At 68.8% G+C, this 22,051-nt stretch carries 21 protein-coding genes; 7 read left to right on the forward strand and 14 right to left on the reverse strand.

Annotated features, from left to right (window positions below; all coding sequences use genetic code 11):
* The first annotated feature begins 179 nt into the window (after positions 1–179).
* Genes wrbA through DFLDMN_RS05670 form a run of 3 tightly spaced genes read left to right on the forward strand, consistent with a single transcriptional unit; the run spans position 180 to position 2,673 of the window.
* The gene (gene wrbA, locus DFLDMN_RS05660) at positions 180–782 is read left to right on the forward strand and encodes an NAD(P)H:quinone oxidoreductase (RefSeq protein WP_423197497.1); all 603 of its coding nucleotides are present in this window, start codon (positions 180–182) and stop codon (positions 780–782) included.
* The gene (locus DFLDMN_RS05665; RefSeq protein ID WP_423197498.1) at positions 779–1,216 is read left to right on the forward strand and encodes a DUF2069 domain-containing protein; all 438 of its coding nucleotides are present in this window, start codon (positions 779–781) and stop codon (positions 1,214–1,216) included. Before wrbA ends, DFLDMN_RS05665 begins: the two co-directional genes overlap by 4 nt.
* Before the next feature lie 20 nt (positions 1,217–1,236).
* A complete protein-coding gene (locus DFLDMN_RS05670) occupies positions 1,237–2,673 on the forward strand; it encodes an FAD-binding oxidoreductase (RefSeq protein WP_423197499.1) in 1,437 nt (478 codons plus the stop codon).
* A gap of 89 nt (positions 2,674–2,762) precedes the next feature.
* Here DFLDMN_RS05670 and DFLDMN_RS05675 read toward each other — a convergent pair whose 3' ends face one another.
* The 8 genes from DFLDMN_RS05675 to DFLDMN_RS05710 all read right to left on the reverse strand — a co-directional run bounded on the left by DFLDMN_RS05675 (position 2,763) and on the right by DFLDMN_RS05710 (position 12,698).
* Positions 2,763–3,080 carry a transcriptional regulator gene (locus DFLDMN_RS05675; protein WP_423197500.1) on the reverse strand — a complete coding sequence of 106 codons (318 nt, stop codon included), beginning with the start codon at positions 3,078–3,080 and terminating at the stop codon, positions 2,763–2,765.
* Positions 3,081–3,101: 21 nt separating this feature from the next.
* On the reverse strand, positions 3,102–4,550 hold the full coding sequence (locus DFLDMN_RS05680; protein WP_423197501.1) for a PLP-dependent aminotransferase family protein: 1,449 nt from the start codon (positions 4,548–4,550) through the stop codon (positions 3,102–3,104).
* 122 nt (positions 4,551–4,672) lie between these two features.
* A complete protein-coding gene (locus tag DFLDMN_RS05685) occupies positions 4,673–5,629 on the reverse strand; it encodes a hypothetical protein (RefSeq protein ID WP_423197502.1) in 957 nt (318 codons plus the stop codon).
* Positions 5,630–5,636: 7 nt separating this feature from the next.
* The gene (gene moaB, locus DFLDMN_RS05690) at positions 5,637–6,140 is read right to left on the reverse strand and encodes a molybdenum cofactor biosynthesis protein B (RefSeq protein WP_423197503.1); all 504 of its coding nucleotides are present in this window, start codon (positions 6,138–6,140) and stop codon (positions 5,637–5,639) included.
* Positions 6,141–6,174: 34 nt separating this feature from the next.
* Positions 6,175–7,029 (reverse strand): formate dehydrogenase accessory sulfurtransferase FdhD, encoded by an 855-nt coding sequence (fdhD, locus tag DFLDMN_RS05695; RefSeq protein ID WP_423197504.1) that lies wholly within the window; start codon positions 7,027–7,029, stop codon positions 6,175–6,177.
* Between the two features lie 223 nt (positions 7,030–7,252).
* Positions 7,253–9,568, reverse strand: a complete 2,316-nt coding sequence (locus DFLDMN_RS05700; protein WP_423197505.1) for an FdhF/YdeP family oxidoreductase — start codon at positions 9,566–9,568, stop codon at positions 7,253–7,255.
* Positions 9,569–9,793: 225 nt separating this feature from the next.
* Positions 9,794–11,008 (reverse strand): cytochrome P450, encoded by a 1,215-nt coding sequence (locus DFLDMN_RS05705; RefSeq protein WP_423197506.1) that lies wholly within the window; start codon positions 11,006–11,008, stop codon positions 9,794–9,796.
* 187 nt (positions 11,009–11,195) lie between these two features.
* Positions 11,196–12,698, reverse strand: a complete 1,503-nt coding sequence (locus tag DFLDMN_RS05710; protein ID WP_423197507.1) for a hypothetical protein — start codon at positions 12,696–12,698, stop codon at positions 11,196–11,198.
* 276 nt (positions 12,699–12,974) lie between these two features.
* On the opposite strand from DFLDMN_RS05710, the gene DFLDMN_RS05715 reads away from it, so the two are divergent.
* From DFLDMN_RS05715 to DFLDMN_RS05725, 3 genes are all read left to right on the forward strand, one after another.
* On the forward strand, positions 12,975–13,979 hold the full coding sequence (locus DFLDMN_RS05715) for a Bug family tripartite tricarboxylate transporter substrate binding protein (RefSeq protein ID WP_423197508.1): 1,005 nt from the start codon (positions 12,975–12,977) through the stop codon (positions 13,977–13,979).
* 80 nt (positions 13,980–14,059) lie between these two features.
* The gene (locus tag DFLDMN_RS05720; RefSeq protein WP_423197509.1) at positions 14,060–15,415 is read left to right on the forward strand and encodes an acyclic terpene utilization AtuA family protein; all 1,356 of its coding nucleotides are present in this window, start codon (positions 14,060–14,062) and stop codon (positions 15,413–15,415) included.
* Between the two features lie 13 nt (positions 15,416–15,428).
* On the forward strand, positions 15,429–15,803 hold the full coding sequence (locus tag DFLDMN_RS05725; protein WP_423197510.1) for an AtuA-related protein: 375 nt from the start codon (positions 15,429–15,431) through the stop codon (positions 15,801–15,803).
* Here the strand turns inward: DFLDMN_RS05725 and DFLDMN_RS05730 are convergent.
* From DFLDMN_RS05730 to DFLDMN_RS05755, 6 genes are all read right to left on the reverse strand, one after another.
* On the reverse strand, positions 15,713–16,570 hold the full coding sequence (locus DFLDMN_RS05730) for an IclR family transcriptional regulator (RefSeq protein WP_423197511.1): 858 nt from the start codon (positions 16,568–16,570) through the stop codon (positions 15,713–15,715). The two genes, DFLDMN_RS05725 and DFLDMN_RS05730, sit on opposite strands and share 91 nt — an antisense overlap.
* Positions 16,571–16,578: 8 nt before the next feature.
* On the reverse strand, positions 16,579–17,223 hold the full coding sequence (locus DFLDMN_RS05735) for a 3-oxoacid CoA-transferase subunit B (protein ID WP_423197512.1): 645 nt from the start codon (positions 17,221–17,223) through the stop codon (positions 16,579–16,581).
* Positions 17,224–17,237: 14 nt separating this feature from the next.
* Positions 17,238–17,936, reverse strand: a complete 699-nt coding sequence (locus DFLDMN_RS05740; protein ID WP_423197513.1) for a CoA transferase subunit A — start codon at positions 17,934–17,936, stop codon at positions 17,238–17,240.
* Positions 17,937–18,032: 96 nt separating this feature from the next.
* Positions 18,033–19,088, reverse strand: a complete 1,056-nt coding sequence (locus DFLDMN_RS05745) for a phosphotransferase (protein WP_423197514.1) — start codon at positions 19,086–19,088, stop codon at positions 18,033–18,035.
* Positions 19,081–20,274 carry an acyl-CoA dehydrogenase family protein gene (locus DFLDMN_RS05750; RefSeq protein WP_423197515.1) on the reverse strand — a complete coding sequence of 398 codons (1,194 nt, stop codon included), beginning with the start codon at positions 20,272–20,274 and terminating at the stop codon, positions 19,081–19,083. The genes DFLDMN_RS05745 and DFLDMN_RS05750 overlap by 8 nt, the downstream gene beginning before the upstream one ends.
* A gap of 35 nt (positions 20,275–20,309) precedes the next feature.
* On the reverse strand, positions 20,310–21,062 hold the full coding sequence (locus DFLDMN_RS05755) for an SDR family NAD(P)-dependent oxidoreductase (protein ID WP_423197516.1): 753 nt from the start codon (positions 21,060–21,062) through the stop codon (positions 20,310–20,312).
* A gap of 370 nt (positions 21,063–21,432) precedes the next feature.
* Between DFLDMN_RS05755 and DFLDMN_RS05760 the strand changes: the two genes are divergently transcribed.
* Positions 21,433–22,041, forward strand: coding sequence for a GntR family transcriptional regulator (locus DFLDMN_RS05760; RefSeq protein WP_423198330.1), 609 nt, complete (start codon positions 21,433–21,435; stop codon positions 22,039–22,041).
* The last annotated feature ends 10 nt before the right edge of the window (positions 22,042–22,051 follow it).

Genomic DNA, 22,051 nt, shown 5'->3' on the forward strand with positions numbered 1-22,051 from the left:
CACTGGCACGGCATTGGTACGGCATAGGCACGGCGTAGCGACCTGCGGCACGGCCATGGAAGGGCACCAGGGCCCGCAACTATAATACGCGCATTGTTCACGGCGCCGATGTCCGCGCCTGGGCCCACACCGCGCGCGGTCGCCGACCGCGGCGTCCATGACTGCCGGATCCTCGCTTCATGCTCGACATCCTCGTCCTGTTCTACAGCCGTCACGGCAGCACACGCAAGCTCGCCGAACTGATCGCCGCCGGCATCGACAGCGTGCCCGGTGCCCAGGCCCGCCTGCGCACGGTGCCGCCGGTTTCCACCGTGTGCGAGGCCACCGCTCCCGATATCCCGCCCGAGGGCGCCCCCTACGCCGAGGCGCGCGACCTGGAAGAATGCGCGGGCCTGGCGCTCGGCAGCCCCACGCGCTACGGCAATATGGCGGCGCCGATGAAGTACTTTATCGACGGCACGCTGTCGCAATGGCTGTCCGGCACGCTGGCCGGCAAACCCGCCTGCGTGTTTACCTCCACCGGCAGCCTGCATGGCGGACAGGAAACCACGCTGCTGTCGATGATGCTGCCGCTGTTCCATCACGGCATGCTGGTGATGGGCCTGCCCTACTCCGAAGCGGGCCTGATGACGACCACCGCGGGCGGCACGCCCTATGGCCCGAGCCATCATGCGCACGTCGACAACCGCGGTCCGGTGACCGAACAGGAAAGCGCGCTGGCCATGGCGATGGGACGCCGCCTGGCACAGACCGCGCTGCGCCTGGCCGGAGCCCCGGCATGACGGCCGCCGGCGGCACCGACGCCGAGCTCCACAGCGCGCGGCTGCATCGCGCGAGCCTGCTGAGCCTGCTCGCGCTGATGGCGCTCTGCATCGCGTGGGAATGGTTCCTGGCGCCGCTGCGGCCGGGCGGCTCGTGGCTGATCCTCAAGGTGGTGTTCCTGCTGCCGGTGCTGCGCGGCGTGCTGACGCGCAACCGCTATACGCTGCAGTGGTCGTCGATGCTGATCCTGCTTTATTTTACCGAGGGCGTGGTGCGCGCCACCAGCGATCGCCAGCCCTCCGCCCTGCTGGCCTGCATCGAGGTGGCGCTGACACTGGTGTTCTTCTTCAGTACGATTTTCTACCTGCGCCCGTACAAGCGGCGCGCCCGCGCCGGCCAGGCCGGCCGGGTCGACAAGACCGGCAAGGCCGACAAGGCGGGCTCGCCCCGCTAATCCAGGAGACAGGTATTGACATGAGCCACGCATCGCACCTTGCATCGTTCCTCGATCTCTGCCGCGCCGCCATCGGTGCGCAGCACGTACTGACCGAACCGGAGGACAAGGCCCCGTACCTGACCGACTGGCGCCGCCGCTATACCGGCGATGCACTGGCCGTGCTGCGTCCGGGCAACACGCAGGAAGTGGCCGAGGTGGTGCGCGCCTGCCATGCGCATCACCTGGCGATCGTGCCGCAGGGCGGCAATACCGGGCTGTGCGGCGGCGCCACGCCGGCCCCCGGCGACGCCGCCGCGCAGGGCGTGGTGGTGCTGTCGCTGCTGCGCATGAACCGGATCCGCCAGATCGATCCGCTCAACAACACCATTACGGCCGATGCCGGCGTGGTACTGCACCAGTTGCAGGACACCGCGCGCGAGCACGGCCGGCTGTTCCCGCTCAGCCTGGCGGCGGAAGGCAGCTGCACCATCGGCGGCAACCTGGCGACCAATGCGGGCGGCACCGGCGTGCTGCGCTATGGCAATACGCGCGACCTGTGCCTGGGCCTGGAGGTGGTCACGCCCAGCGGCGAGATCTGGGACGGGCTGCGTGGCCTGCGCAAGGACAACACCGGCTACGATCTGCGCGACCTGTTTATCGGCGCCGAAGGCACGCTCGGCATCATCACGGCGGCGGTCATGAAGCTCTACCCTGCCCCGCGCGCCAAGGTCACCGCGCTGGCGGCGGTGGAGAGTCCGCGCGCGGCGCTCGCGCTGCTGGCCATCGCGCAATCGCACGCGGGCTCGTTGCTGACCGGCTTCGAGCTGATGTCGGCACTCTGCCTGACGCTGGTCACGCGGCACTATCCGCAGCTGCGCTATCCGTTTGCCCAGATGCACCCGCAACTGGTGCTGCTGGAGCTGTCGGACAGCGAAAGCGAAGACCATGCGCGCGCGATCTTCGAAACCATGATGGAGGCCGCGTTCGATGCCGGCGTGGTGACGGACGCGGTGGTGGCCGAATCGATGCAGCAGTCGCGCGACTTCTGGAACCTGCGCGAGCATATCCCGCTCGCGCAGGTGGACGAAGGCAAGAACATCAAGCACGACATCGCGGTGCCGATCTCGCGCGTGGCGGACTTTATCGAGAGTACCGACAGCCTGCTGCAGGACGTCTTTCCGGGCGCGCGCATGGTCACCTTCGGCCATCTCGGCGACGGCAACCTGCACTACAACGTCTCGCCGCCGGAGGGGGCCGACCACGACGCCTTCCTGAGCCATCAGGATATGGTCAACCGCATCGTGCATGACAGCGTGCATGCGCACGGCGGTTCGATCTCGGCCGAGCACGGGCTGGGCCAGCTCAAGGTCGGCGAGAACCAGCGCTACAAGAGCGAGGTGGAGCTGGCGATGATGCGCGCGATCAAGCAGGCGCTCGACCCGAAGGGCGTGATGAACCCGGGCAAGGTCGTCTGACCTGCCCGTGATGCGGCGACGCGGCACCGGCGCGCCTGCCCGGTGCCGCTCAGTGCCGCTCAGTGCCGCTCAGTGCCGCTCGGTGCCGCTCAGTGCCGCGTGACCTGCGGCGCCTGGCCGTCGAACAGCTCCGCGCAGAGCGCTTCGCCCTCTTCCGTCAGGCTGGCGGTACCGCGGCCTTCCTCGTCGATGGCAGCTTCGGCCAGTTCAAGCTGCTCCAGCTGGGTCAGCACCCGCCGCAGCACGCTCATCTGCACGCCGGCGCGCTTGCTGATGCGCGCGAGCGACCAGCGCCGGCCGTCGGTTTCCTGGCTGGCGCTCCACAGCACCTGCAGGATGCCGGCCACGGCCGGGTCCATGTCGTCGCTGGAATTCTGCTGGTCTTCCTGGTCGTTCTGCTCTTCCATCGGGGGTCTCCAATCTCGTTGTTATCCTGACAGGGCCTGCGCGGGTCCCGTCGTGCGTGCCTGCAGCGAGGTCACGAGCTTGCCGAGCGTGACCACCGCGGCCTCGATCTCGTGCGTCCATGCGGCACTGTAGTTGAGCCGGATGCAGTTGGTATAGGTCGGCGCCGGCGCAAAGATATGGCCCGGCGCCACCGTGATCCTGCGTTCGAGCGCGGCGTGGTAGAGCGCCATCGCATCGACGCCCTCGGGCAGTTGCACCCACAGCACGTAGCCGCCGGCCGGGCGCGAGGTACTGGTGCCGGGCGGAAAAAAGCGCCGGACGGTGGCGGCCATGATGTCGGCCTGCTGCGCATAGGCCTTGCGCACACGGCGCAGGTGAAAGTCGTAGCCGTCGTTCTTGAGGAACTCGGCGATCGCCAGCTGCGGAATGGCCGGCGTGGTCAGCGTATTGAGAAACTTGAGCCGTTCCACCTGCTCGCGGTAGCGCCCCGGCAAGGCCCAGCCGATGCGCCAGGCATTGGTCAGCGTCTTGGAGAACGAGGCGCAATGCAGCACGATGCCGGCGGTGTCGTACGCCTTGAGCGAGGTCGGATGCGCATCGCCGTAATAGAGCTCGCCATAGACATCGTTCTCGATCACCGGGATGTCTTTCTCCGTGAGCAGCGTCACCAGTTGCCGCTTGCGTTCGTCGGACATCTGGAAGCCGAGCGGATTCTGGAAGTTCGGCATGACCATGCACGCCGCGATATCGCGCTCCTCGATCAATCGCATCAGCGACGGCAGGTCGATGCCCTCGACCGGATCGGTCGGCACTTCCACCGCGCGCATGCCGAGCCGCTCGATCGCATGCAGCATGGCGTAGTACGTGGGCGACTCGACCGCAATCGCGTCGCCGGGCCTGGCCACCGCCTGCAGGCACAGATTGATGGCCTCGGTGGCGCCGATGGTGATGATCAGCTCGTTGGGATCGATCGTATAGCCGTTCTCCAGATAGCGCCGCGTGATCTGGCGGATCAGTTGCGGCTGGCCGGGCGGCAGGTCGTCGAGCACGTTCCAGGTGGCGTAGCGGCGCCCGATATTGTTGGCGTACTGATTGATGCGCTGCCACGGGAACAGCGTGGGATCGGGATACGGCGAGCCGAGCGCGATGGCATCGTCGGCGCGGATCGAACGCAGCGTGGACAGCACCAGCGAGCTGACATCCACCGCCGAGGGCTTGGGGTCGGGCCGCGTGGGCCGCAATTCGACCACGGGTTCGTCACGGCGCGCGCGCACGAAGTACCCCGATTGCGGCCGGCTCTCGATAATGCCGCGGCTTTCCAGCAGCACATAGGCGCGGATTACCGTGGTGATGCTGAGCCGGTGATGCTGGCTGGCCTGGCGCACCGACGGAATCTTCTCCCCCGGCAGCAGTACCCCCTGTTGCACCAATGCCTCGATATCCGCCGCAAGCTTCTCGTATAGATTCACCGCCAGTCAGCCTTTCGTCCGCTTTTTCGCCCGCCTTTTTCCCGCTTTTTTCCCGCTTTATCGCCGGTTACGCCAGTTCTGTTCGTCAGGAAAGCCGCTCGCCGCCGCCCCCCCGGGCGCCTTCAGCAAAGCCAACGGCTGAGATCGTAATACGGAACGTGGGGTTGTGTCCGCCCCGACATGGGTGGCGCTAGGCGGACCAGCCCGGCGGCATCGCCGAGCGTGGCCACCGAACCCCATGGCTGCGCAGCGGCGTGCACCCGCCCGGTGCCGTCGCCGCCCGGGGCGCGCGCGACGCCCCAGAACGCGTCCGCCGCGCCGTCGCCTGCCCATTGCCGCGGCACGGCAAAGGTCGGTGCCAGCCGGTCCACCGGCGGGAAGATGCTGGCGCGGCCCTGCAGCCGGCGGATCATCGGCGTGGCCAGCAGAACGAACGTGATATAGGCCGCGACCGGGTCGGCCGGCAGGCAGACTACGGGACAATCGCGCAGGCGACCCAGCAGCACGGTGCGACCGGGCTGCATGTCCACCTGGCGGCAGATCAGCTCACCGCCGGCGGATACCAGGGCCGCGCCAAGCCGATGGCTGGCACCGCTGACGAACACGACGTCGCATTCCCACTCGCCCCACGCTCCCCCCACGGCCGCCCTGCCCGCGCCGCCGCCGCCCGGGTCCGCCAGGTCGACCAGCGCGTCATGCAACCGTCGCTCGTCGTCGGCGACGTGCTTGCGCCGGCGTACCAGCGCGCCGAGCGATTGCACGAGCGCCTCCAGCATGGGGCCGTTGGCGTCGGGGCGGTCGGTCGCTGGCAAGTCGTTCGCGGTGCGATCGTCCGCGATCAGCAGCGCGACTTCGACCAGCCGGAACACGGGCACCTCGGTATGGCCCTGCGCGGCCAGCGCGGCGATATGGCCCGGCTGCAGCAACGTGCCCGCTGCGGGCAGCGCTTCGTCCCCACGCGCCGCGAGCTGGCGCGCGAGCACGCGCCCGGCGGCGAGTTCGAGCCAGACGGTCTCCGCTTCGCGCACCGGCGCCACGCTTTCGGCAAAGCGCGACTGGGCCTGATCGAAGCTCAGCATCGCGCGCCTAGCGGTACGCCGTGGCGAAGTTGCACGGGCGCGTGCGACTGTCGAGCTGTGCGCGCAGCAGGCCGTTCCATGCGGTCAGGCACGAATCCTCGGAGCCGGGCATGCAGAAGATGACGCGGCCATTGGCGGTGCCGGCCAGCGCGCGCGACTGCATCGCCGAGGCACCGACGCTCTGGAACGAGAGCGCGCGGAACAGCTCGCCGAAGCCGTCGATCTCGCGATCGAGCAGCGGCAGCACCGCCTCGGGCAGCGAATTGCGCGCGTGCAAGCCGGTACCGCCATTGGTGAGAATGACCTGCACATCGGGCGCGACGATCCAGTCGCTGAGCACGCGGCGGATCTGGTAGCGGTCGTCGGCCACGATCTCGCGCCGCACGCAGCGGTGACCGTCCGCGCTCAGCAGCCGCGCCAGCAGGTCTCCCGAGGTATCGTTGTCGGCCGTGCGCCTGTCGCTCACGGTGAGGACGGCGCAGGACAGTGCAAGTTGATGATCGAGTGCCACGGTGTCTCCTTCCTGGTCGGCGCGGTGGATGGTCTCAGCACGAGGCCCGGTCTGCGCGGGCGGTGGGCTGTGCCGGGGATGCGCCGGTGTATTCGACATAGCCGTCCTTGCGGCAGAAGCTCAGCAGGCGCACGCCGGCGGCCTCGGCAATGCGGATGGCGAGCGAGGTTGGCGCCGAGATCGTCGCCACCATCTGGATATTGACGCGCGCGGCCTTGCGCACCAGTTCGTAGCTCGCGCGGCTCGACAGGAAGACGAAGCCCTCGTCCAGCGGCACGCATTCGCGCACCAGATGGCCGATCAGCTTGTCGAGGCCGTTGTGCCGTCCCACGTCCTCGAACACGTGCCGCACGTCGCCTTCGGGGCCGCACCATGCGGCCGCATGCACGCCGCCGGTGGCCTGCATCAGGCGTTGCCACGCCGGCAATTCGGCGGCGGCGCGCTCGATCATCCGGCGGGTCGGTACCAGCGCCTGGCGCGGGGCGGCGATCGGTGCCGGCGCGAGGTCGAGCAGCGCGAGGCTCTCGATCCCGCACACGCCGCAGCCGGTGCGGCCGGCCAGCGCGCGGCGCTGCGCCTTCATCGCCATGAACGCGCGCTGGCTGATGCGCATCTGGACCTCGAAAGCGTCGCAGCCCGGCACCACCTCGATCTCGTAGATCTCGGACGCGCTGTCGACGATGCCCTCGGTCAGCGAGAAGCCGATGGCGAACGCTTCGAGGTCGAGCGGCGTGGCCATCATGACCGCGTGCGAAATGTCGTTGTAGACCAGCGCGACCGGCACTTCCTCGGCCACGGTATCGACGTCGGCGGCAGCCGTGCCGGCCTTGTGGCGCACGATGTCGCGCACGAGGTAGCCCGGCGACGGGGTGGGTTCAGCTGGGATCATGGCGGACTCGCGTGGCAGGCATGGCGCCATGGTAGCCGACATGATGCGGGGCGAGGCATACAGTTGCGGGGATGGGCGACAAGGACAGCGGGCATGGCAGTCCGCGCCGCGCCGCCGTCCCACCACGGCCACGCCACCGCCACGCCCCGCCGCGTGCCGCACTGCACCAGCCGCGCGGGCGCTCGTGCACGGCAGGCGGCGGGGGCGCAGCGCCGGCCGATGCTCAGCCCTGCGCGCCCGCGCGCCGCAGGATGACCGGAATGGACTTCGAGGTCGGCGTGCCCGAGCGGTCGCCGATGCTCTCCAGTGGCACCAGTGGGTTGGTCTCCGGATAGTAGGCACCGAGGCAGCCCTGCGGAATGTCGTAGTCGACCAGCAGGAAGTCCTTCGCCTGCCGCTCGATGCCGTCGTCCCACACGCTCGTGATATCGACGCGCTCGTCGGCATGGAAGCCCAGGCGCTCACGGTCGGCGGGATGGATGAACACCACGCGGCGCAGGCCGAAGATGCCGCGATAGCGGTCGTCGAGCCCGTAGATGGTGGTGTTGTACTGATCGTGCGAGCGCGTGGTCATCATCACCATCAGGTCCTTGCCGTACTTCTCGCGCGCGCGGCCGATCGGGGTGTCCTTGTCGATCGCGTGCACAAGGAAGGTGGCCTTGCCCGACGGGGTATTCCACACGCGGCGGTGCGAGGCCGGCGTCAGGTGGAAGCCGCCGGGGCGCGCGACGCGCTCGTTGTAGTTCTCGAAGCCCGGAATCACCTTCTCGATGGCATCGCGGATGCGGCTGTAGTCCTGCGCATACCACTTCCAGTCGACCTTGGCCGAGCCCAGCGTGGCATCGGCGATGCCGGCCACGATCGCGGTTTCCGACATCAGGTCGGGCGAGGCCGGCTTGTTCATGCCGTACGAGATATGCACCATGCAGACCGAGTCCTCGACCGTCACGCCCTGCGCCACGCCGTCCTGCATGTCGATCTCGGTGCGGCCCAGGGTGGGCAGGATCAGCGCGTCGCCCCCCATGATCAGGTGGCTGCGGTTGAGCTTGGTGGCGATATTGACCACGAGGTCGCAGTTGCGCAACGCCTGCCAGGTGCGCGGCGTGTCGGGCGTGGCCATGGCGAAGTTGCCGCCGAGGCCGACAAAGACCTTGGTGCGGCCGTCCAGCATGGCCTGGATCGCGCCCACGACGTCCTGGCCATGGTGGCGCGGCGGCTCGAAGTGGAACACCTGCCCAAGGCGGTCGAGGAATTCCTCGCCCGGCTGCTCCTCGATGCCGACCGTGCGGTCGCCCTGCACGTTGGAATGCCCGCGCACGGGCATCAGGCCCGCGCCCTGGCGCCCGATATTGCCGCGCAGCATCATCACGTTGGACAGCAACTGGATGGTGCGCACCGAATTCTTATGTTGCGTCAGGCCCATGCCCCAGCACGCGATGGTGCGCTTGCTGTTGACATAGAGCTCGGCCAGCGCGTCGATATCGTCGCGCGACACGCCCGACTCGGCCACGATATCGGCCCAGCTCTCGGCGCGCAGGTCGGCCACGAAGGCGTCGAAGCCCGAGGTGTGTGTGGCGATGAAGTCGACGTCGATCACACGCGCGGTGCCGGCCGCGATGGCGGCATCGTCGAGTTCGATCACGCGCTTGCCCAGTCCCTTGAGCAAGGCAAAGTCCCCGGCCAGCCTGGGCCGCACGAACATCGACGCGATCCGCACGCCGTTGCCGGCCAGCATGTCGGACGGATGCTGCGGGCTGGCAAAGCGTTCCAGGCCGCGCTCCTTGAGCGGGTTGACCGAGACGATGGCGGCACCCCGTTTGGCCGCCTCGCGCAGCTCGTTGAGCATGCGCGGGTGGTTGGTGGCCGGGTTCTGGCCGAAGATCAGGATGGCGTCGGCATGCTCGAAGTCGTCGAGCAGCACCGAGGCCTTGCCCACCCCCACCGTCAGCGGCAAGCCGCGGCTGGTGGCCTCGTGGCACATGTTCGAGCAGTCCGGGAAATTGTTGGTGCCGTACATGCGCACGAACAGCTGGAACAGGAACGCGGCCTCGTTGCTGGCGCGGCCCGACGTATAGAACGTGGCCGCGTCCGGGTGCGGCTGCGCGCGCAGATGACGCGCCACCAGCTGGAACGCGTCCTGCCAGCCGATCGGCACGTACTTGTCGGTCTGCCGGTCGTAGACCATCGGATGGGTGAGCCGGCCATGCTGCTCGAGCTCGTAGTCCGATTGCGCAAGCAGCTCGGTGACCGTGTGCCGGGCAAAGAAGCCCGGCGTCACCCGCTTGCTGGTCGCCTCCGCGGCCACCGCCTTGACGCCGTTCTCGCAGAACTCGAAGGTGGAGGCGTGCTGCCGGTCCGGCCACGCGCAGCCCGGGCAGTCAAAGCCGTCGGGCTGGTTCTGCTTGAACAGGGTCTTGTACTTGCCACCGGCAACCTTCTCCTTGACGAGGTTGATGGCAACGTACTTGAGCGCACCCCAGCCGCCGGCCGGGTGCTTGTAAGGGGCGACATGGCCCTTTTCTGGCGTGGTGTTACTCATAGGGGGGCGACTTCCTGAAGCGGCGCGGGACGGATTCGTCCCACAGCATGGAAGCAAGCCTATGGGACCGCAGCGCCGCGCAGAGCACACAGACTGTACTGGTCCGAAGGAGTACAGTTGTGCAGCGCACCCTCATATATGCCTCATAAAGCCCTCAAAACGCCAAACTGTACTCACCTTTTTGGTGCCGGACCGTGTTCCCGGTGGTGCGCGCCCCCCTTTGGTTCAGACCATCGCCGGCGCACGGGTGGCCGGCATGCGTGCCAGGCCGCGCAGATTGCCGCGCTGGCGCCATTGCGGATGCTCCAGCTCGGTCAGCGCGAGATCGGGCAAACGGGTCAGCAGTGTCCGCAGGGCCACCTCGATCTCGAGCTGGGCCAGGCGCACGCCGAGGCAATAGTGGATGCCACCGCCAAAGCCGAGGGGCCGACCCGCGTCCGGACGCCGGATATCGAGCCGGTCCGGCTCGATAAAACGGGCCGGGTCGCGATTGGCCGCGCCGAGCATCATGAATACGAGCGTGCCTTTGGGGATATCGACACCTTCGAGGGTCACGTCCTCGAACGCCACGCGCGTCATGGTCTGGACCGAGGTGTCGTAGCGCAGGCACTCGGTGACCGCCTGCGGCACCAGCGACGGGTCGGACTTGAGCAGTGCGAGCTGGTCGGGGTGGCGGTGCAGCGCCAGCACCGTGTTGCCGATCAGGTTGGCCGTGGTCTCGTGGCCGGCACCGAACAGCAGCAGGCAGTTGGAGATGACTTCGTCGTCGCTGAGCCGGTCGCCATCGACCTCGGCCTGCACGAAAGCCGAGATCAGGTCGTCGCGCGGGTGGGCGCGCCGCTCCTGCACGACGCCGCGGAAGTACGCCTCCAGCATCTGCGCATCGGCATTGCTGCTGGCGAGCGTGTCCGCGTCGACCGGCGCGACGTCGAGCACCGCGGCAATGCCGGCGGTGGCCGAGCCGATACGCAGGCCATCCTCGACCGGAATGCCAAGCAGGCGGCAGATCACCGAGACCGGCAACGGGTAGGCCAGGTCGTTCATGAGGTCGAACGCGCCCGCTTGCGGCAAGGCATCGATCAGGTGATCGACGGCCGCCTGCGAGACCTCGCGCATCGAGGCGATATTGGGCGCGCTGAAGGCGCGCGTGGCCAGGCTGCGCAAGCGCGTATGCGTGGGCGGATTCATGAACAGGAACATGCGGCTCAGGGCCTGGAACACGGGCTGCCCGGCACCGGCCTCGCCATAGCGCGCGCGCACGCCCTGCAGCAGCGCCTTGCCCAGCCGACGGTCCGTCATCATGGCTTCGATCAGGGCGAAGTTGCCGGTCAGCGCCAGGTTCGGCCCCACGAACACGAGCGGGCCGTCCGCACGCAGACGGGCATAGAGGGGATAGGGGTCCCTGAAGAACTCCGGCGTGGAGAGATCGCTCAGCTTCATGTCATCGCTGGCCGTCCGCTCGATCGGGCGGCCATACTCCTTTCGGAGGGGATTCTAGGGAGCGATGACGCACGGGGTTTTCAAATACGACGCCTTTGCGCCGCAAAGGCGCGCCGCGCTGGGGCGATACCCGGCAACTGCCCGGGCCGGGCAGGCCGGCCCGGGGGTGGCGTCGGCACGCGCCGGCTCAGCCGTTGCGCTGGAACAGCGCGCGTTCCGCCAGATGGCGGTGATTGTCGGGCAGCGAGCGGACCAGCCGGTAGAAGTAGATGGACGCGTCGCAAACCTTCTCCGGCTGGCCGGCATACGCCTGCACGTCGTGCAGCACGCGCGCGTGTTCGATCGGCAGCAGGCGCATGGTGGTCGCGATCACGGCCGCGGCCTCGTTGCGGTTGAGCCTGCCGGGCGGACGCGGCTTGGCGGTGAGCATGGCCATCAGCATCGCCTGGTCCTGCTCGACCAGATACGCCGGCAGCGTGCCTGCCACGTCGAGCGTGCCGTCGAGCAGCCGCTGGCACGCTTCGCCGCTGACCGCGCGTGCCGACGACATCTCGGTGACGTAGAGGTCGACGAAGCGGTCGAGCAGTTCGTCGCTGGCCGTGCTCAGCAACGTCGGCATCGCGGCCGAGATCACGCCGCGCATGGCCGCTCCGACCTCGCCGTCGCTGCCGCCCGCCTCGCGCACCTGCCAGCCCCGCTCGACCAGCAGTGCCAGCGAGCCTGGAAAACGCGCTTCGTAGGCCTGGAACAGCGGCTGGGCCGCGACCATGCGCTGCAGGTCCTCGCGCGAGGCGATCGTCATGGTCTTCGCGGCCGTCTCGCCACCGAGCGATACCCGCGTCAGGACATGCGCGGCGAGCAGTTCGTCGCGGGTGGGATACCACGCGCTATGGGACGGCGTCTCGGCGATGCGCGCCACGAACGCCTCGGGCAGGCCGGCCGCCCGATAGCTCGCCAGCATGCGCCGCGTGGCCTCGCCCTGCGCCACGGGATTGATGCCGGCCAGGCTCGGCCGATGGAAGCCGATCTTCGCATTAGGGGTGGCCGCACGATCCTTGCCGGCGAGAAACACATAGGTGCAGGCGCTCGCGCATTGCGCCTCGACGTAGGTATTCATCTGCCGCGCACCCACCAGACGCGCGAGCGCCTCGGCCTCGTGCAGCCGGCCGCCCGGCGAATCGAGCACAAGCGTCGTGGCTTCGGGCGCGGCGTCGAGCACCGCCTTGACCCGGCCCGTGGCGCCCTCGCCCAGCATGCCCCGCAGCACCACCGTGCGGCCGTCCGGCGAGGCCCTGACGTCGACCTTGCCGAGTGGATCCTGACCCAGCGCGATCAGCACGTACTCCTTGAGCAAGGGCCCGGTCGACGTCACCAGCGCGTAGAGCAGCGCGAGCGCCCCGATGGCGATCATGATGCGCGCCAGCACCGACCACAACCGGGCGCCGCCGCGGCTGGCATGGCGGCCGGCCGAGCGCCAGATGCCGACCGACGACCATAGCGAGAACAGCAGCGTGAAGGCCAGCGCGGCGAGGCCCGTCGTCGCCACCGCGCGCAGCGACTGTCCCGCCGCGAGACGGTCCGCCCAGGGCACGAGCGCGCCTACCGGAACCGAGAGAAGACCGCCGTTGATCCAGTACGACACGGGCAGCGACAGCTCGCCGCGCCAGTGCCGGGCGAAGTAGCCCGTCATGATGGTTGACCCTTTCTGTTCTTGTCGCGCTGCTTATGGTGCGGCTTGTGGTGCGGCTTGTGGTGCGGCTTGTGGTGCGGCTTGCTGCGCGTGCAGCATAGCGCCCCGAACCGGCACCGTCAAAACCGTGCGCGCCCGACTGTGGTCTTTTCATCCATTGAAAATTTCGGGCATTTGTTTGACGCGCTTTCGACGCGCTTTCTACCATGTGCGACACAGAGTTTCCTTCAACGAAACCCACGCGGGCGTCCCATGCGACCCGCAGGAGACAGCCCGATGACCTGCCCGACCCCTGCCCTCCGTACCGGCCTGCGCCGGCGCCTGCTGGCCGCCCTGCCACTCGCCTGCGCCTTGCTGGCGGCGCCCGCCGGCGCCGCGGAAGCCTTTCCGTCCAGGCCGATCCGCCTGGTGGTGCCGTTCACGCCCGGCGGCACCACCGACATCCTGGCGCGCCTGATCGCGCAGAAAACCGGCGAGGTGCTGGGCCAGTCGGTCGTGGTCGACAACCGCCCGGGCGCGGGTGGCAATATCGGCGCGGAAGCGGTGGCGCGCAGCGCGCCGGACGGCTATACGCTGCTGATGGGCACGCTCGGCACGCAGGTCACCAACCAGTTCATCTACGCACGCATGCCGTATGACAGCGCGAAGGACTTCACCCCGGTGACACTGGTCGCCAACTCGCCCAACGTGCTGCTGATCAACAGCACGCTGAACGCGAACTCGGTGGGTGAACTGATCGCGCTCGCCAAACGCGAGCCCGGCAAGATCAACTACGCGTCGACCAGCACGGGCGGCTCGCCCCACCTGTCCGGCGAACTGCTCAACATGATGGCCGGCGTGAGCATGCAGCACGTGCCATACAAGGGCGCGGCCCCGGCCATGACCGATCTGCTGGCCGGCCAGGTCAACCTGATGTTCGACAACCTGCCGTCGGCGCTGGCGCAGATCCAGGCCGGCAAGGTGCGCGCGCTGGCGGTCACCAGCGTCAAGCGTGCCTCGGTGCTGCCCTCGGTGCCGACCGTGCGCGAGTCGGGACTGCCGGGCTACGAGGTCAACTCGTGGTTCGGCCTGCTGGCGCCGGCCGGCACGCCGCCCGAGCGAGTGCGCCAGTTGCAGCAGGCGGTGGACAAGGTGCTGGCGATGCCGGATGTGCGCAAGCGCATCGAGCAGCTTGGCGCGGAGCCCGGCGGCGAGGGTTCGGCCGCGTTTGCCGCCGAGATCCGTGGCGATACCGACAAATGGTCGCGCGTGATTCGCACGGCCGGCATCAAGGCGCAATAGGCCGATAGCCCCGGCGCCGCCAGACGCCGCGCCTCCCTTAATCTCTCCCGCACAGGGCCCGGCCGCGGGCCGCAACGATCATGACCCAGAACAGGACACTCCGCATCGGCTCGGGCTCGGGCTGGTGGGGCGACCGCGTGGAGCCGGCGGAACGCTCGGCCCGGCTCGGCCAGCTCGACTATCTCTGCTTCGAGACCATGGCCGAGGCCACGGTCTCCGCCGCGCAGGTGCGCAAACGGCGCGATCCGGCCTTTGCCGGCTACGATACCTACCTCGACGAGCGCATGCGCGCCGTGCTGCCGCCGTGCATTGCCAACGGTACCCGCATCATCAGCAACCAGGGCTGGATCCACCCGCTCGGGGCGGCACGCCGCGTGGCCGAACTGTGCGCGGAACTCGGGCTGCATGGCGTGAAGATCGCCGCGGTGACCACGACCGACCTGACCGGCAGCATCTGCGACCTCGACCTGACCCTGCTCGAAAGCGGCGCACCGGTGTCGTCGCTGCGCGAGACGCTGATCAGTGCCGAGCCGTATGAAGGCGCCGGGCCGATCGTCGCCGCGCTGCGCGCCGGCGCCCAGATCGTCATCACCGGCCGCGTGGCCGACCCGTCGCTGTTCCTGGCGCCGATGATCCATCATTTCGGCTGGAGCACCGACGACGCCACGCTGCTGGCGCGCGGCAGCGCGATCGGGCATCTGCTCGAATGCGGCGCGCAGGTGACCGGCGGCTACTTTGGCGATCCCGGCTACAAGGACGTGCCCGAGCCGTGGAACCTGGCGTTTCCGATTGCCGAGGTCGAGGCCGACGGCAGTGCCGTGATCGGCAAGGTGACCGGCAGCGGCGGCCGCATCGACCTGGAAACCGTCAAGGAGCAGATGTTTTACGAGGTGCACGATCCGCGCCGCTATATCACGCCCGATGCCATCGTCGATTTTTCCACCGCGGTGCTGGAGCAGGTGGGACCGGACCGCGTGCGCATGCAGGGTGTGAGCGGCCTGCCGCGCACCGATACGCTCAAGGTCTCGCTCGGCTGCACCGAGGGCTTTATCGGCGAGGACATGTTCTTCTATGCCGGCCCCGGCTGCCTCGGCAAGGCACAACTGGCGCAGCGCATCCTGGAAGAGCGTTTCCGCATGGCCGGGTTGCGCGCCGACGAACTGCGCATCGATTTCCTTGGCGTCAACGCGATTCATGGTGCGGCCTCGCCGGCGCCCGCGTGCGAGCCCAACGAGATCGCCGTGCGCGTGGCCGCCCGTGCGCGTACGCGCGAAGAAGCCGCCAAGGTCGGCCGCGAGATCGACAGCATGGCCGTGTGCGGGCTGGCCTCCACCGGCAAGCGCGTGCCGCACCAGGATCGCACGCGCGAGATTATCGGCGTATGGTCGGCTCTGGTGCCGCGCACGCTGATCACCTCGCAGGTCCACTTTCTCTGATCCGGAGCTTGTCATGCGCGTACCGCTTCGCCGCCTTGCCCACACCCGCTCGGGCGACAAGGGCAATACCTCGAACACCGCCGTGATCGCCTATGCGCCGGCGTTCTATCCCCACCTCAAGGCGCAGCTCACCGCCGACGCCTTCAAGGCGCACTACAACGGACCGGATGACAGGGGCCAGGGCCCGCTGATCACGGGCCCGGTGACACGCCATGACGTGGACGGGCTGCACGTGCTCAACTTCGTCGCCGAGGGCGCGCTCGGCGGCGGCGTGTCGCGCAGCCTGGCGCTCGACAACTATGGCAAGGCGCTGGCCAGCGCGGTGCTGCGCTTCGAGGTGGAGATTCCCGACGACCTTGCGCCGTTGCTGCGCGGACCGAAGCACTGAGCCCCTGGTGCCGGCATCGCGGTGCGCGTCCACGCGCTGGTGATGCGGCGCGCCTCCAGCCGCAGCTGGCGCGCCAGGCTGGCCTCGCGCCCGCGCAGACGCGCGCTTTGCGCGGCCACGCTGAGGGCGCCGATGGCGCGACCTTCGTAGTCGAGGATCGGTACCGCGATGCCGCCCATGTCCTGCACCACCCAGTCGAGGAACAGCACATAGCCGCGCGCGCGGGCCGCGTCGATTTCCGCGGCGATGGCGGCGGCATCGAGGCGCGGATAGTTGCCGAGCTTGCACGCGGTCTGCTGGAGCCGGCGCGTGCGCTCCGCCGCCGGCAGCCAGGCCAGCACCGCGAGGCTGCCGGCGCCGACGCCGAGCGGTCGGCGCGTGCCCACCGTCACGTAGTTGGCGTGAACCGGACACGTGCCCTCTTCTACCGCCGAGCACACCGCTTCGCCTCGGCTGGCCTCGGTCAGCACGGCGGTGTCGCCGAACTGGTCGACGAGCCGTTGCAGTGCCGGCCGCGCCAGCTGACGCAGGTCCACGCGGCGCTGCGCCACATCGGCCAGCTGGAAGATTTCCGGACCGATGCCGTAGCGGCGCGCCTCGTCGCGCGTGGCAAACCCTTCCTGCACGAGCAGGTCGAGCATGCGCGAGGCGGTGGCGGGATCGAGCCCGGTCGCACGCGCCACATCGCACATGCGGCGCACTTCGGGATCGGACAGCGCGCGCAGCACCGCAAGCGCGCGCTGCACCGGCGACGGGCGCGATGGCATGGCGCGCCTCAGTCGAAGATCAGCGGTACGCCGGTGCGCGCCTGCACCTGGTCCGGCGTGACGTCGGGTGCCAGCGCCACCACGCGCAGGCCGGCCGGCACCACGTCGATCACGGCCAGGTCGGTGATGATGCGGCTCACCACCTTCACGCCGGTGAGCGGCAGCGTGCAGCGCGGCAGGATCTTGAGGTCGAAGCCGCCGTCCTTGCGCCGCGCCACATGTTCCATCAGCACCACCACGCGGGCCACGCCGGCCACCAGGTCCATGGCGCCGCCCATGCCCTTGACCATCTTGCCGGGGATCATCCAGTTGGCGAGGTCGCCTGCCGCGCTGACCTGCATCGCGCCGAGGATGCTGAGGTGGATCTTGCCGCCGCGCACCATGGCAAAGGCCTGGTCGCTGCTGACGATGGAGGTGCCGGGCACGGTGGTGACGGTCTGCTTGCCGGCGTTGATGAGGTCCGCGTCGACCGCGTCCTCGGTCGGGAACGGTCCGATGCCGAGCATGCCGTTCTCCGCCTGCAGCCAGACGTCGATGCCGGCCGGCACATGATTGCCGACCAGCGTCGGCAGGCCGATACCGAGATTGACGTAGAAGCCGTCCTGCAATTCCATGGCCGCGCGCGCGGCCATCTGTTCATGGGTCCATGGCATGGGAGTCTCCTCGCTCAGGCGGGGCGCGTGGTGCGCTTCTCGATGCGTTTCTCGGGATGGGCGTTGACGACGATGCGATGCACGTAAATGCCGGGCAGGTGGATATCGTCGGGCGCCAGCGTGCCGGTCGGCACCAGCTTCTCGACCTCGACGATGCACAGCTTGCCCGCCATCGCCACCGCGGGGTTGAAGTTGCGCGCGGTATAGCGAAAGCGCAGGTTGCCGGCGTGGTCCGCCACGTCGGCCTTGACCAGCGACACGTCGGGCACCAGCGAGCGCTCCATCACGTACTGGCTGCCGTCGAATTCGCGCAGCTCCTTGCCTTCGGCCACCAGCGTGCCGACCCCGGTGCGCGTGAAGAACGCGGGTATGCCGGCGCCGCCGGCGCGCAGCTTTTCCGCGAGCGTGCCCTGCGGCGTGAATTCGAGCTCGAGTTCGCCGGCCAGGTACTGGCGCTCGAATTCCTTGTTCTCGCCCACGTAGCTCGCGATCATCTTGCGGATCTGACGCGTCTCGAGCAGCTTGCCGAGGCCGAAGCCGTCGACGCCGGCATTGTTGGAGATCGCGGTCAGCTGCCTGGCGCCCGTGTCGCGCAGCGCGTCGATCAGCGCTTCCGGAATGCCGCACAGGCCAAAGCCGCCCACGGCGAGCGTCATCCCGTCGCGCACCACGCCGTCCAGCGCGGCGGCCGCGGAGCCGTAGATCTTGTTCATGTTGGGTTGTCTCCTCCGGATCCGTTCCGGTTCTTGGATGGGACTGCTACGGGTACTGCGTGGGGTACCGCGTCGGCGCCACGCAAGCTCCCGATGTCATGCGTGCACACGCGCCGCCTGTGCCCACGCGAGATCCGCCACGCGCGCAAAGCGCGCGCCCATGGCTTGCGCATCGGCGCTGGCTGCGGTGCCACGCGCCGCGCGGCCCTTGATGCCGTGCAGGATGGCCGCAAAGCGGAACATGTTGAAGGCGATGTAGAAATCGAGATCGGCAATGCCCGCGCGCCCCGTGCGCGCGCAGTAGGCCCGCACGTAGGCCGCCTCGTCCGGCAGGCCGGCCGCGGCGAGATCGAGTCCGGCAATGCCGCCGAGGATGTCGCGCGGCATGCGGTACATCATCGCGTGATAGGCAAAGTCGGCGAGCGGATCGCCAAGCGTGGACAGTTCCCAGTCGAGCACCGCGATCACGCGCGGCTCGGTGGGGTGGAAAATCATGTTGTCGACGCGGAAGTCGCCATGCGTGATGGTGGTCTCGTCGGTGGCCGGCAGATGGGCCGGCAGCCACTCCACCAGGCGATCCATGGCAGGATGCCGTCCGGCCAGTTCGTCGGCGAGGTATTGCTGCGACCAGCGCTGGATCTGCCGCGCCACAAAGCCACCGGGGCGGCCGTAGTCGCCGAGCCCGATGGCGCCGTAGTCGACGCGATGGAGCGCGGCCAGGGTCGCGTTCATCGCATCCATACAGGCGGCGCGCTGGTCCCGGGGCACTTCCGGAAAACTCGCATCCCAGAAAATGCGGCCGTCCACCATGTCCATCACGAAGAACCAGCTGCCCAGTACCGACTCGTCGGTGCACAGGCCGTACACGCCCGGCACCGGGTAATCGAGCTGGCCCAGCGCCGCCATCACGCGCGCCTCGCGCTCCACCGCATGCGCGCCCTTGACCAGTTCGCCGGGCGGCTTGCGGCGCAATACGTAATGACGCGCGGGCGTGCGCAGGCGGTAGGTCGGATTAGACTGGCCGCCACTGAACTGGTCGATCTGCAACGGTCCGGCGAAGCCCGCCACATTCTGCTCCATCCAGCGCAGCAAGGCGGCTTCGTCAAGGCGGTGGCGTGCGCCCACCGGCACGGTCGTGGCGCGCTCAGCCATGGCGCGGCGCTCCGAGCGTGTCGCGCTTGATCTTCCTGGCCAGCGACCACTTGTGGACCTCGGTGGGGCCATCGTAGATGCGGAACGCGCGCAGTTCGCGGAAGGCCTGCTCGACGATGGTATCGCGCGATACGCCATTGCCGCCGAGGATCTGCACGCAGCGGTCGGCCACGCGGAACAGCGCCTCCGACACCGCGACCTTTGCCATCGAGCTCTCGGCGGTGCCGAGCGAGCCGGCGTCGAGCACGCCCGCGCACCAGTCGATCATCAGCGCGGCCTGCTGCAGGTCGATCAGGTTCTCGGCCAGCATGAAGCCCACGCCTTCATGATCGATCAGCAGCTTGCCGAAGGCCTTGCGCGTGGTGGCATAGGCGCGCGCGATCTCGTCGGCGCGCGCCACCGTGCCGAACCAGCGCATGCAGTGGGATAGCCGTGCCGGCGACAGGCGCACCTGCGCATAGCGGAAGCCTTCGTCCACCTCGCCGAGTACCTGATCGGCCGGCACGCGCAGGTTGTCGATCACGACCTGGGCATGGCCGCCCGGCATCGAGCTGTCGATGGTGTCGAGCACGCGCTCGGTGCGGATGACCGGATGCGGCAGATCGACCAGGAACATGGTGGCCCTGGCGTGCTCGCCACTGCCCGTGCGCGCCATCACGATGCCCACGCGCGCGCCTTCCGCGCCCGTGATGAACTTCTTGCGGCCGTTCACCACCCAGTCGTCGCCATCGCGCACGGCGGTGGTCTGCAGCATGGAAGGATCGGAGCCGGCGCCGCCCTCTTCCGCGGGTTCGGTCATGAAGAACGCCGAGCGCGCCTCGCCGCGCACCAGCGGCGCCAGGAAGCGCTGCTTCTGCGCGGCGGTGGCCACCTTGCCCAGCAGGTACATGTTGCCCTCGTCGGGCGCCATGGTATTGACGGCGACCGGCCCCAGCGGCGACAGGCCCGAGCGCTTGAGCACCGCCGCGGTTTCGCGCTGGTCGAGGTGGGAACCGTCGGGCAGGATATGCGGCGTCATCACGCCGGCGGCGCGCGCCTGGGCACGCAGCTCCTCGACCAGCTCCGCCGTGGGGCCGTGGCCGCCGCAACGCGGATCGCGCTCGTACGGCACCACGACCTCGCGCACGAAGCGCTCGACGCGGTCCGCAATCTCACGGCTTCTTTCGGTGGGACATTCGGTAAACATGGGGTTTCCTTGCGGCGCGCGTGCGCCAGTAACGCTTACAGCGTATTGACCACGTGGCCACCGTCGACCGTCACGACCGTGCCCGTCATATAGCGCGAGGCATCGGAAGCCAGCAGCAGCAGCGGACCGTCGAGGTCGGCGAGCTGCCCGAGGCGGCGCTGCGGGATGCGCATGATCAGCGCCTTGCCGGCGTCGGTCTGCCAGAAGTCGCGGTTGAGTTCGGTGTCGATATAGCCGGGCGCGATGGCATTGACGCGAATGCCATAGCGCGCCCATTCGAGCGCGAGCGTCTTGGTCAGCTGGATCACGCCGGCCTTGGAGACCGCATAGGAGAGCACCCCGCCCGCCTGGCGCAAACCCAGGATCGAGGCGATGTTGACGATGCTGCCGCCGCCGCGCTCGCGCATGCCCGGGGCGAGCGCCTGAGCCAGGAAGAACATGCCCTTGAGATTGGTGTCCATCACCGCATCCCAGTCCGCCTCGCCATGCCGCAGCGCCGCGCCCTCGCGCACCAGGCCGGCGTTGTTGACGAGGATGTCGACCGGGCCGGTCGCGGCCACCAGGGCCGCGCGCGAGTCGGCATCGGTGACGTCGAGCGCGACGCTTTGCGCGGGACCGGAGGCGGACACCTGCGTGGCCACGGCGTGCAGGGCCTCGACGCGACGCGCCGCGAGTATCACTTCGGCGCCGTGCGCGGCCAGCACCTGCGCAAAGTGGGCGCCCAGTCCACTGGATGCGCCGGTCACCAGCGCGCGCTTGCCGCGCAGGCCGAGCCACGTTTCCTCCATCGATGTCTCCGTCCGTTTTTATATCAGGACGAAATTGTAGGATGATTTCATCCCATGTCAACCTGAGGAAATCCCCGGCGCCGCCGTCCGCGGACAATCCATTAAAATCGCGCTGGCGACGTCGGGGCTTGCGCCCCGCCTTGTACCCCGCCCTGCCGCCGCGGTGCACCCCGCCGTGCACCCCGCCGTGCACCCCATCCATTCTTTTTCTATCCGCCACGCACCTGTGTCCGCCCAAGCCGCCTCCGATTCCCGTCACGAGCCTTTGCCCGGGTGCGCACATGAGGGCGCGCATGAGGGCGCGCATGACGCCTCGCGCAACGATGGCGGTCATGGCCGCAGCGCATCGGATACGGTGTTCTTCGGCATCATGCATGGGCTGGAACTCGGCAGTTTCGTGCCGGGCCAGCGGCTGGTGGAAACCGACCTCGTGGCCGAGTTTGGCGTGGGCCGCAACTCGGTGCGCGAGGCGCTGCAGCGGCTGGCCGCCGAGGGCATTGTGGAATTGCCGCGCCATCGCGGCGCGATGATCCGCCGCCTGACCCTGCAGGACACGCTCGATGTCCTCGATGTGGCGGAGCGCATGACGGGCCTGCTGGCGCGCGCCGCCGCGCGTGGCAGCCAGGACCGCGCCCATGCGCAGGCGCTGCGCGCGGCCATCCAGGAACTCGCGGCCGCGGAAAAAACCAGGGGTGCCCGCGCCGCCGAGTCCTTTGCCGCCGCGCGGCGGCATTTCTACCGGACCCTGCTGGAGATGGGCGGCAATCGCGAACTGCGCCGGCTATTCCCCACCATCCATATGCCGATCGTGCACGCGCAGCATCGCCTCGCGTCGCTGCCGCAGATGCGGCTGGCCGACTACCGGCGCATTGCCAGCGCCGTGCTCGGCGGCGACGCCGACCAGGCCGAAGCCGCCGGGGCGGCGCACGTGCAGAATGTGCGGGCCGGCATCCTGGCGGCGCAGCCGGGTCCGGCCTGACGCCCGCCAT

Origin of the sequence: Cupriavidus sp. H19C3, from assembly GCF_049393815.1 — a bacterium.
GTDB lineage: Bacteria > Pseudomonadota > Gammaproteobacteria > Burkholderiales > Burkholderiaceae > Cupriavidus.

What these genes read in the sequence shown, in the direction of transcription:
- wrbA (WP_423197497.1), top strand. Translation starts at nt 180, where the DNA reads ATGCTCGACATCCTCGTCCTGTTCTACAGCCGTCACGGCAGCACACGC.
- DFLDMN_RS05665 (WP_423197498.1), top strand. Translation starts at nt 779, where the DNA reads ATGACGGCCGCCGGCGGCACCGACGCCGAGCTCCACAGCGCGCGGCTG.
- DFLDMN_RS05670 (WP_423197499.1), top strand. Translation starts at nt 1,237, where the DNA reads ATGAGCCACGCATCGCACCTTGCATCGTTCCTCGATCTCTGCCGCGCC.
- DFLDMN_RS05675 (WP_423197500.1), bottom strand. Translation starts at nt 3,080, where the DNA reads ATGGAAGAGCAGAACGACCAGGAAGACCAGCAGAATTCCAGCGACGAC.
- DFLDMN_RS05685 (WP_423197502.1), bottom strand. Translation starts at nt 5,629, where the DNA reads ATGCTGAGCTTCGATCAGGCCCAGTCGCGCTTTGCCGAAAGCGTGGCG.
- fdhD (WP_423197504.1), bottom strand. Translation starts at nt 7,029, where the DNA reads ATGATCCCAGCTGAACCCACCCCGTCGCCGGGCTACCTCGTGCGCGAC.
- DFLDMN_RS05700 (WP_423197505.1), bottom strand. Translation starts at nt 9,568, where the DNA reads ATGAGTAACACCACGCCAGAAAAGGGCCATGTCGCCCCTTACAAGCAC.
- DFLDMN_RS05705 (WP_423197506.1), bottom strand. Translation starts at nt 11,008, where the DNA reads ATGAAGCTGAGCGATCTCTCCACGCCGGAGTTCTTCAGGGACCCCTAT.
- DFLDMN_RS05710 (WP_423197507.1), bottom strand. Translation starts at nt 12,698, where the DNA reads ATGACGGGCTACTTCGCCCGGCACTGGCGCGGCGAGCTGTCGCTGCCC.
- DFLDMN_RS05715 (WP_423197508.1), top strand. Translation starts at nt 12,975, where the DNA reads ATGACCTGCCCGACCCCTGCCCTCCGTACCGGCCTGCGCCGGCGCCTG.
- DFLDMN_RS05720 (WP_423197509.1), top strand. Translation starts at nt 14,060, where the DNA reads ATGACCCAGAACAGGACACTCCGCATCGGCTCGGGCTCGGGCTGGTGG.
- DFLDMN_RS05725 (WP_423197510.1), top strand. Translation starts at nt 15,429, where the DNA reads ATGCGCGTACCGCTTCGCCGCCTTGCCCACACCCGCTCGGGCGACAAG.
- DFLDMN_RS05730 (WP_423197511.1), bottom strand. Translation starts at nt 16,570, where the DNA reads ATGCCATCGCGCCCGTCGCCGGTGCAGCGCGCGCTTGCGGTGCTGCGC.
- DFLDMN_RS05735 (WP_423197512.1), bottom strand. Translation starts at nt 17,223, where the DNA reads ATGCCATGGACCCATGAACAGATGGCCGCGCGCGCGGCCATGGAATTG.
- DFLDMN_RS05740 (WP_423197513.1), bottom strand. Translation starts at nt 17,936, where the DNA reads ATGAACAAGATCTACGGCTCCGCGGCCGCCGCGCTGGACGGCGTGGTG.
- DFLDMN_RS05745 (WP_423197514.1), bottom strand. Translation starts at nt 19,088, where the DNA reads ATGGCTGAGCGCGCCACGACCGTGCCGGTGGGCGCACGCCACCGCCTT.
- DFLDMN_RS05750 (WP_423197515.1), bottom strand. Translation starts at nt 20,274, where the DNA reads ATGTTTACCGAATGTCCCACCGAAAGAAGCCGTGAGATTGCGGACCGC.
- DFLDMN_RS05755 (WP_423197516.1), bottom strand. Translation starts at nt 21,062, where the DNA reads ATGGAGGAAACGTGGCTCGGCCTGCGCGGCAAGCGCGCGCTGGTGACC.
- DFLDMN_RS05760 (WP_423198330.1), top strand. Translation starts at nt 21,433, where the DNA reads ATGCATGGGCTGGAACTCGGCAGTTTCGTGCCGGGCCAGCGGCTGGTG.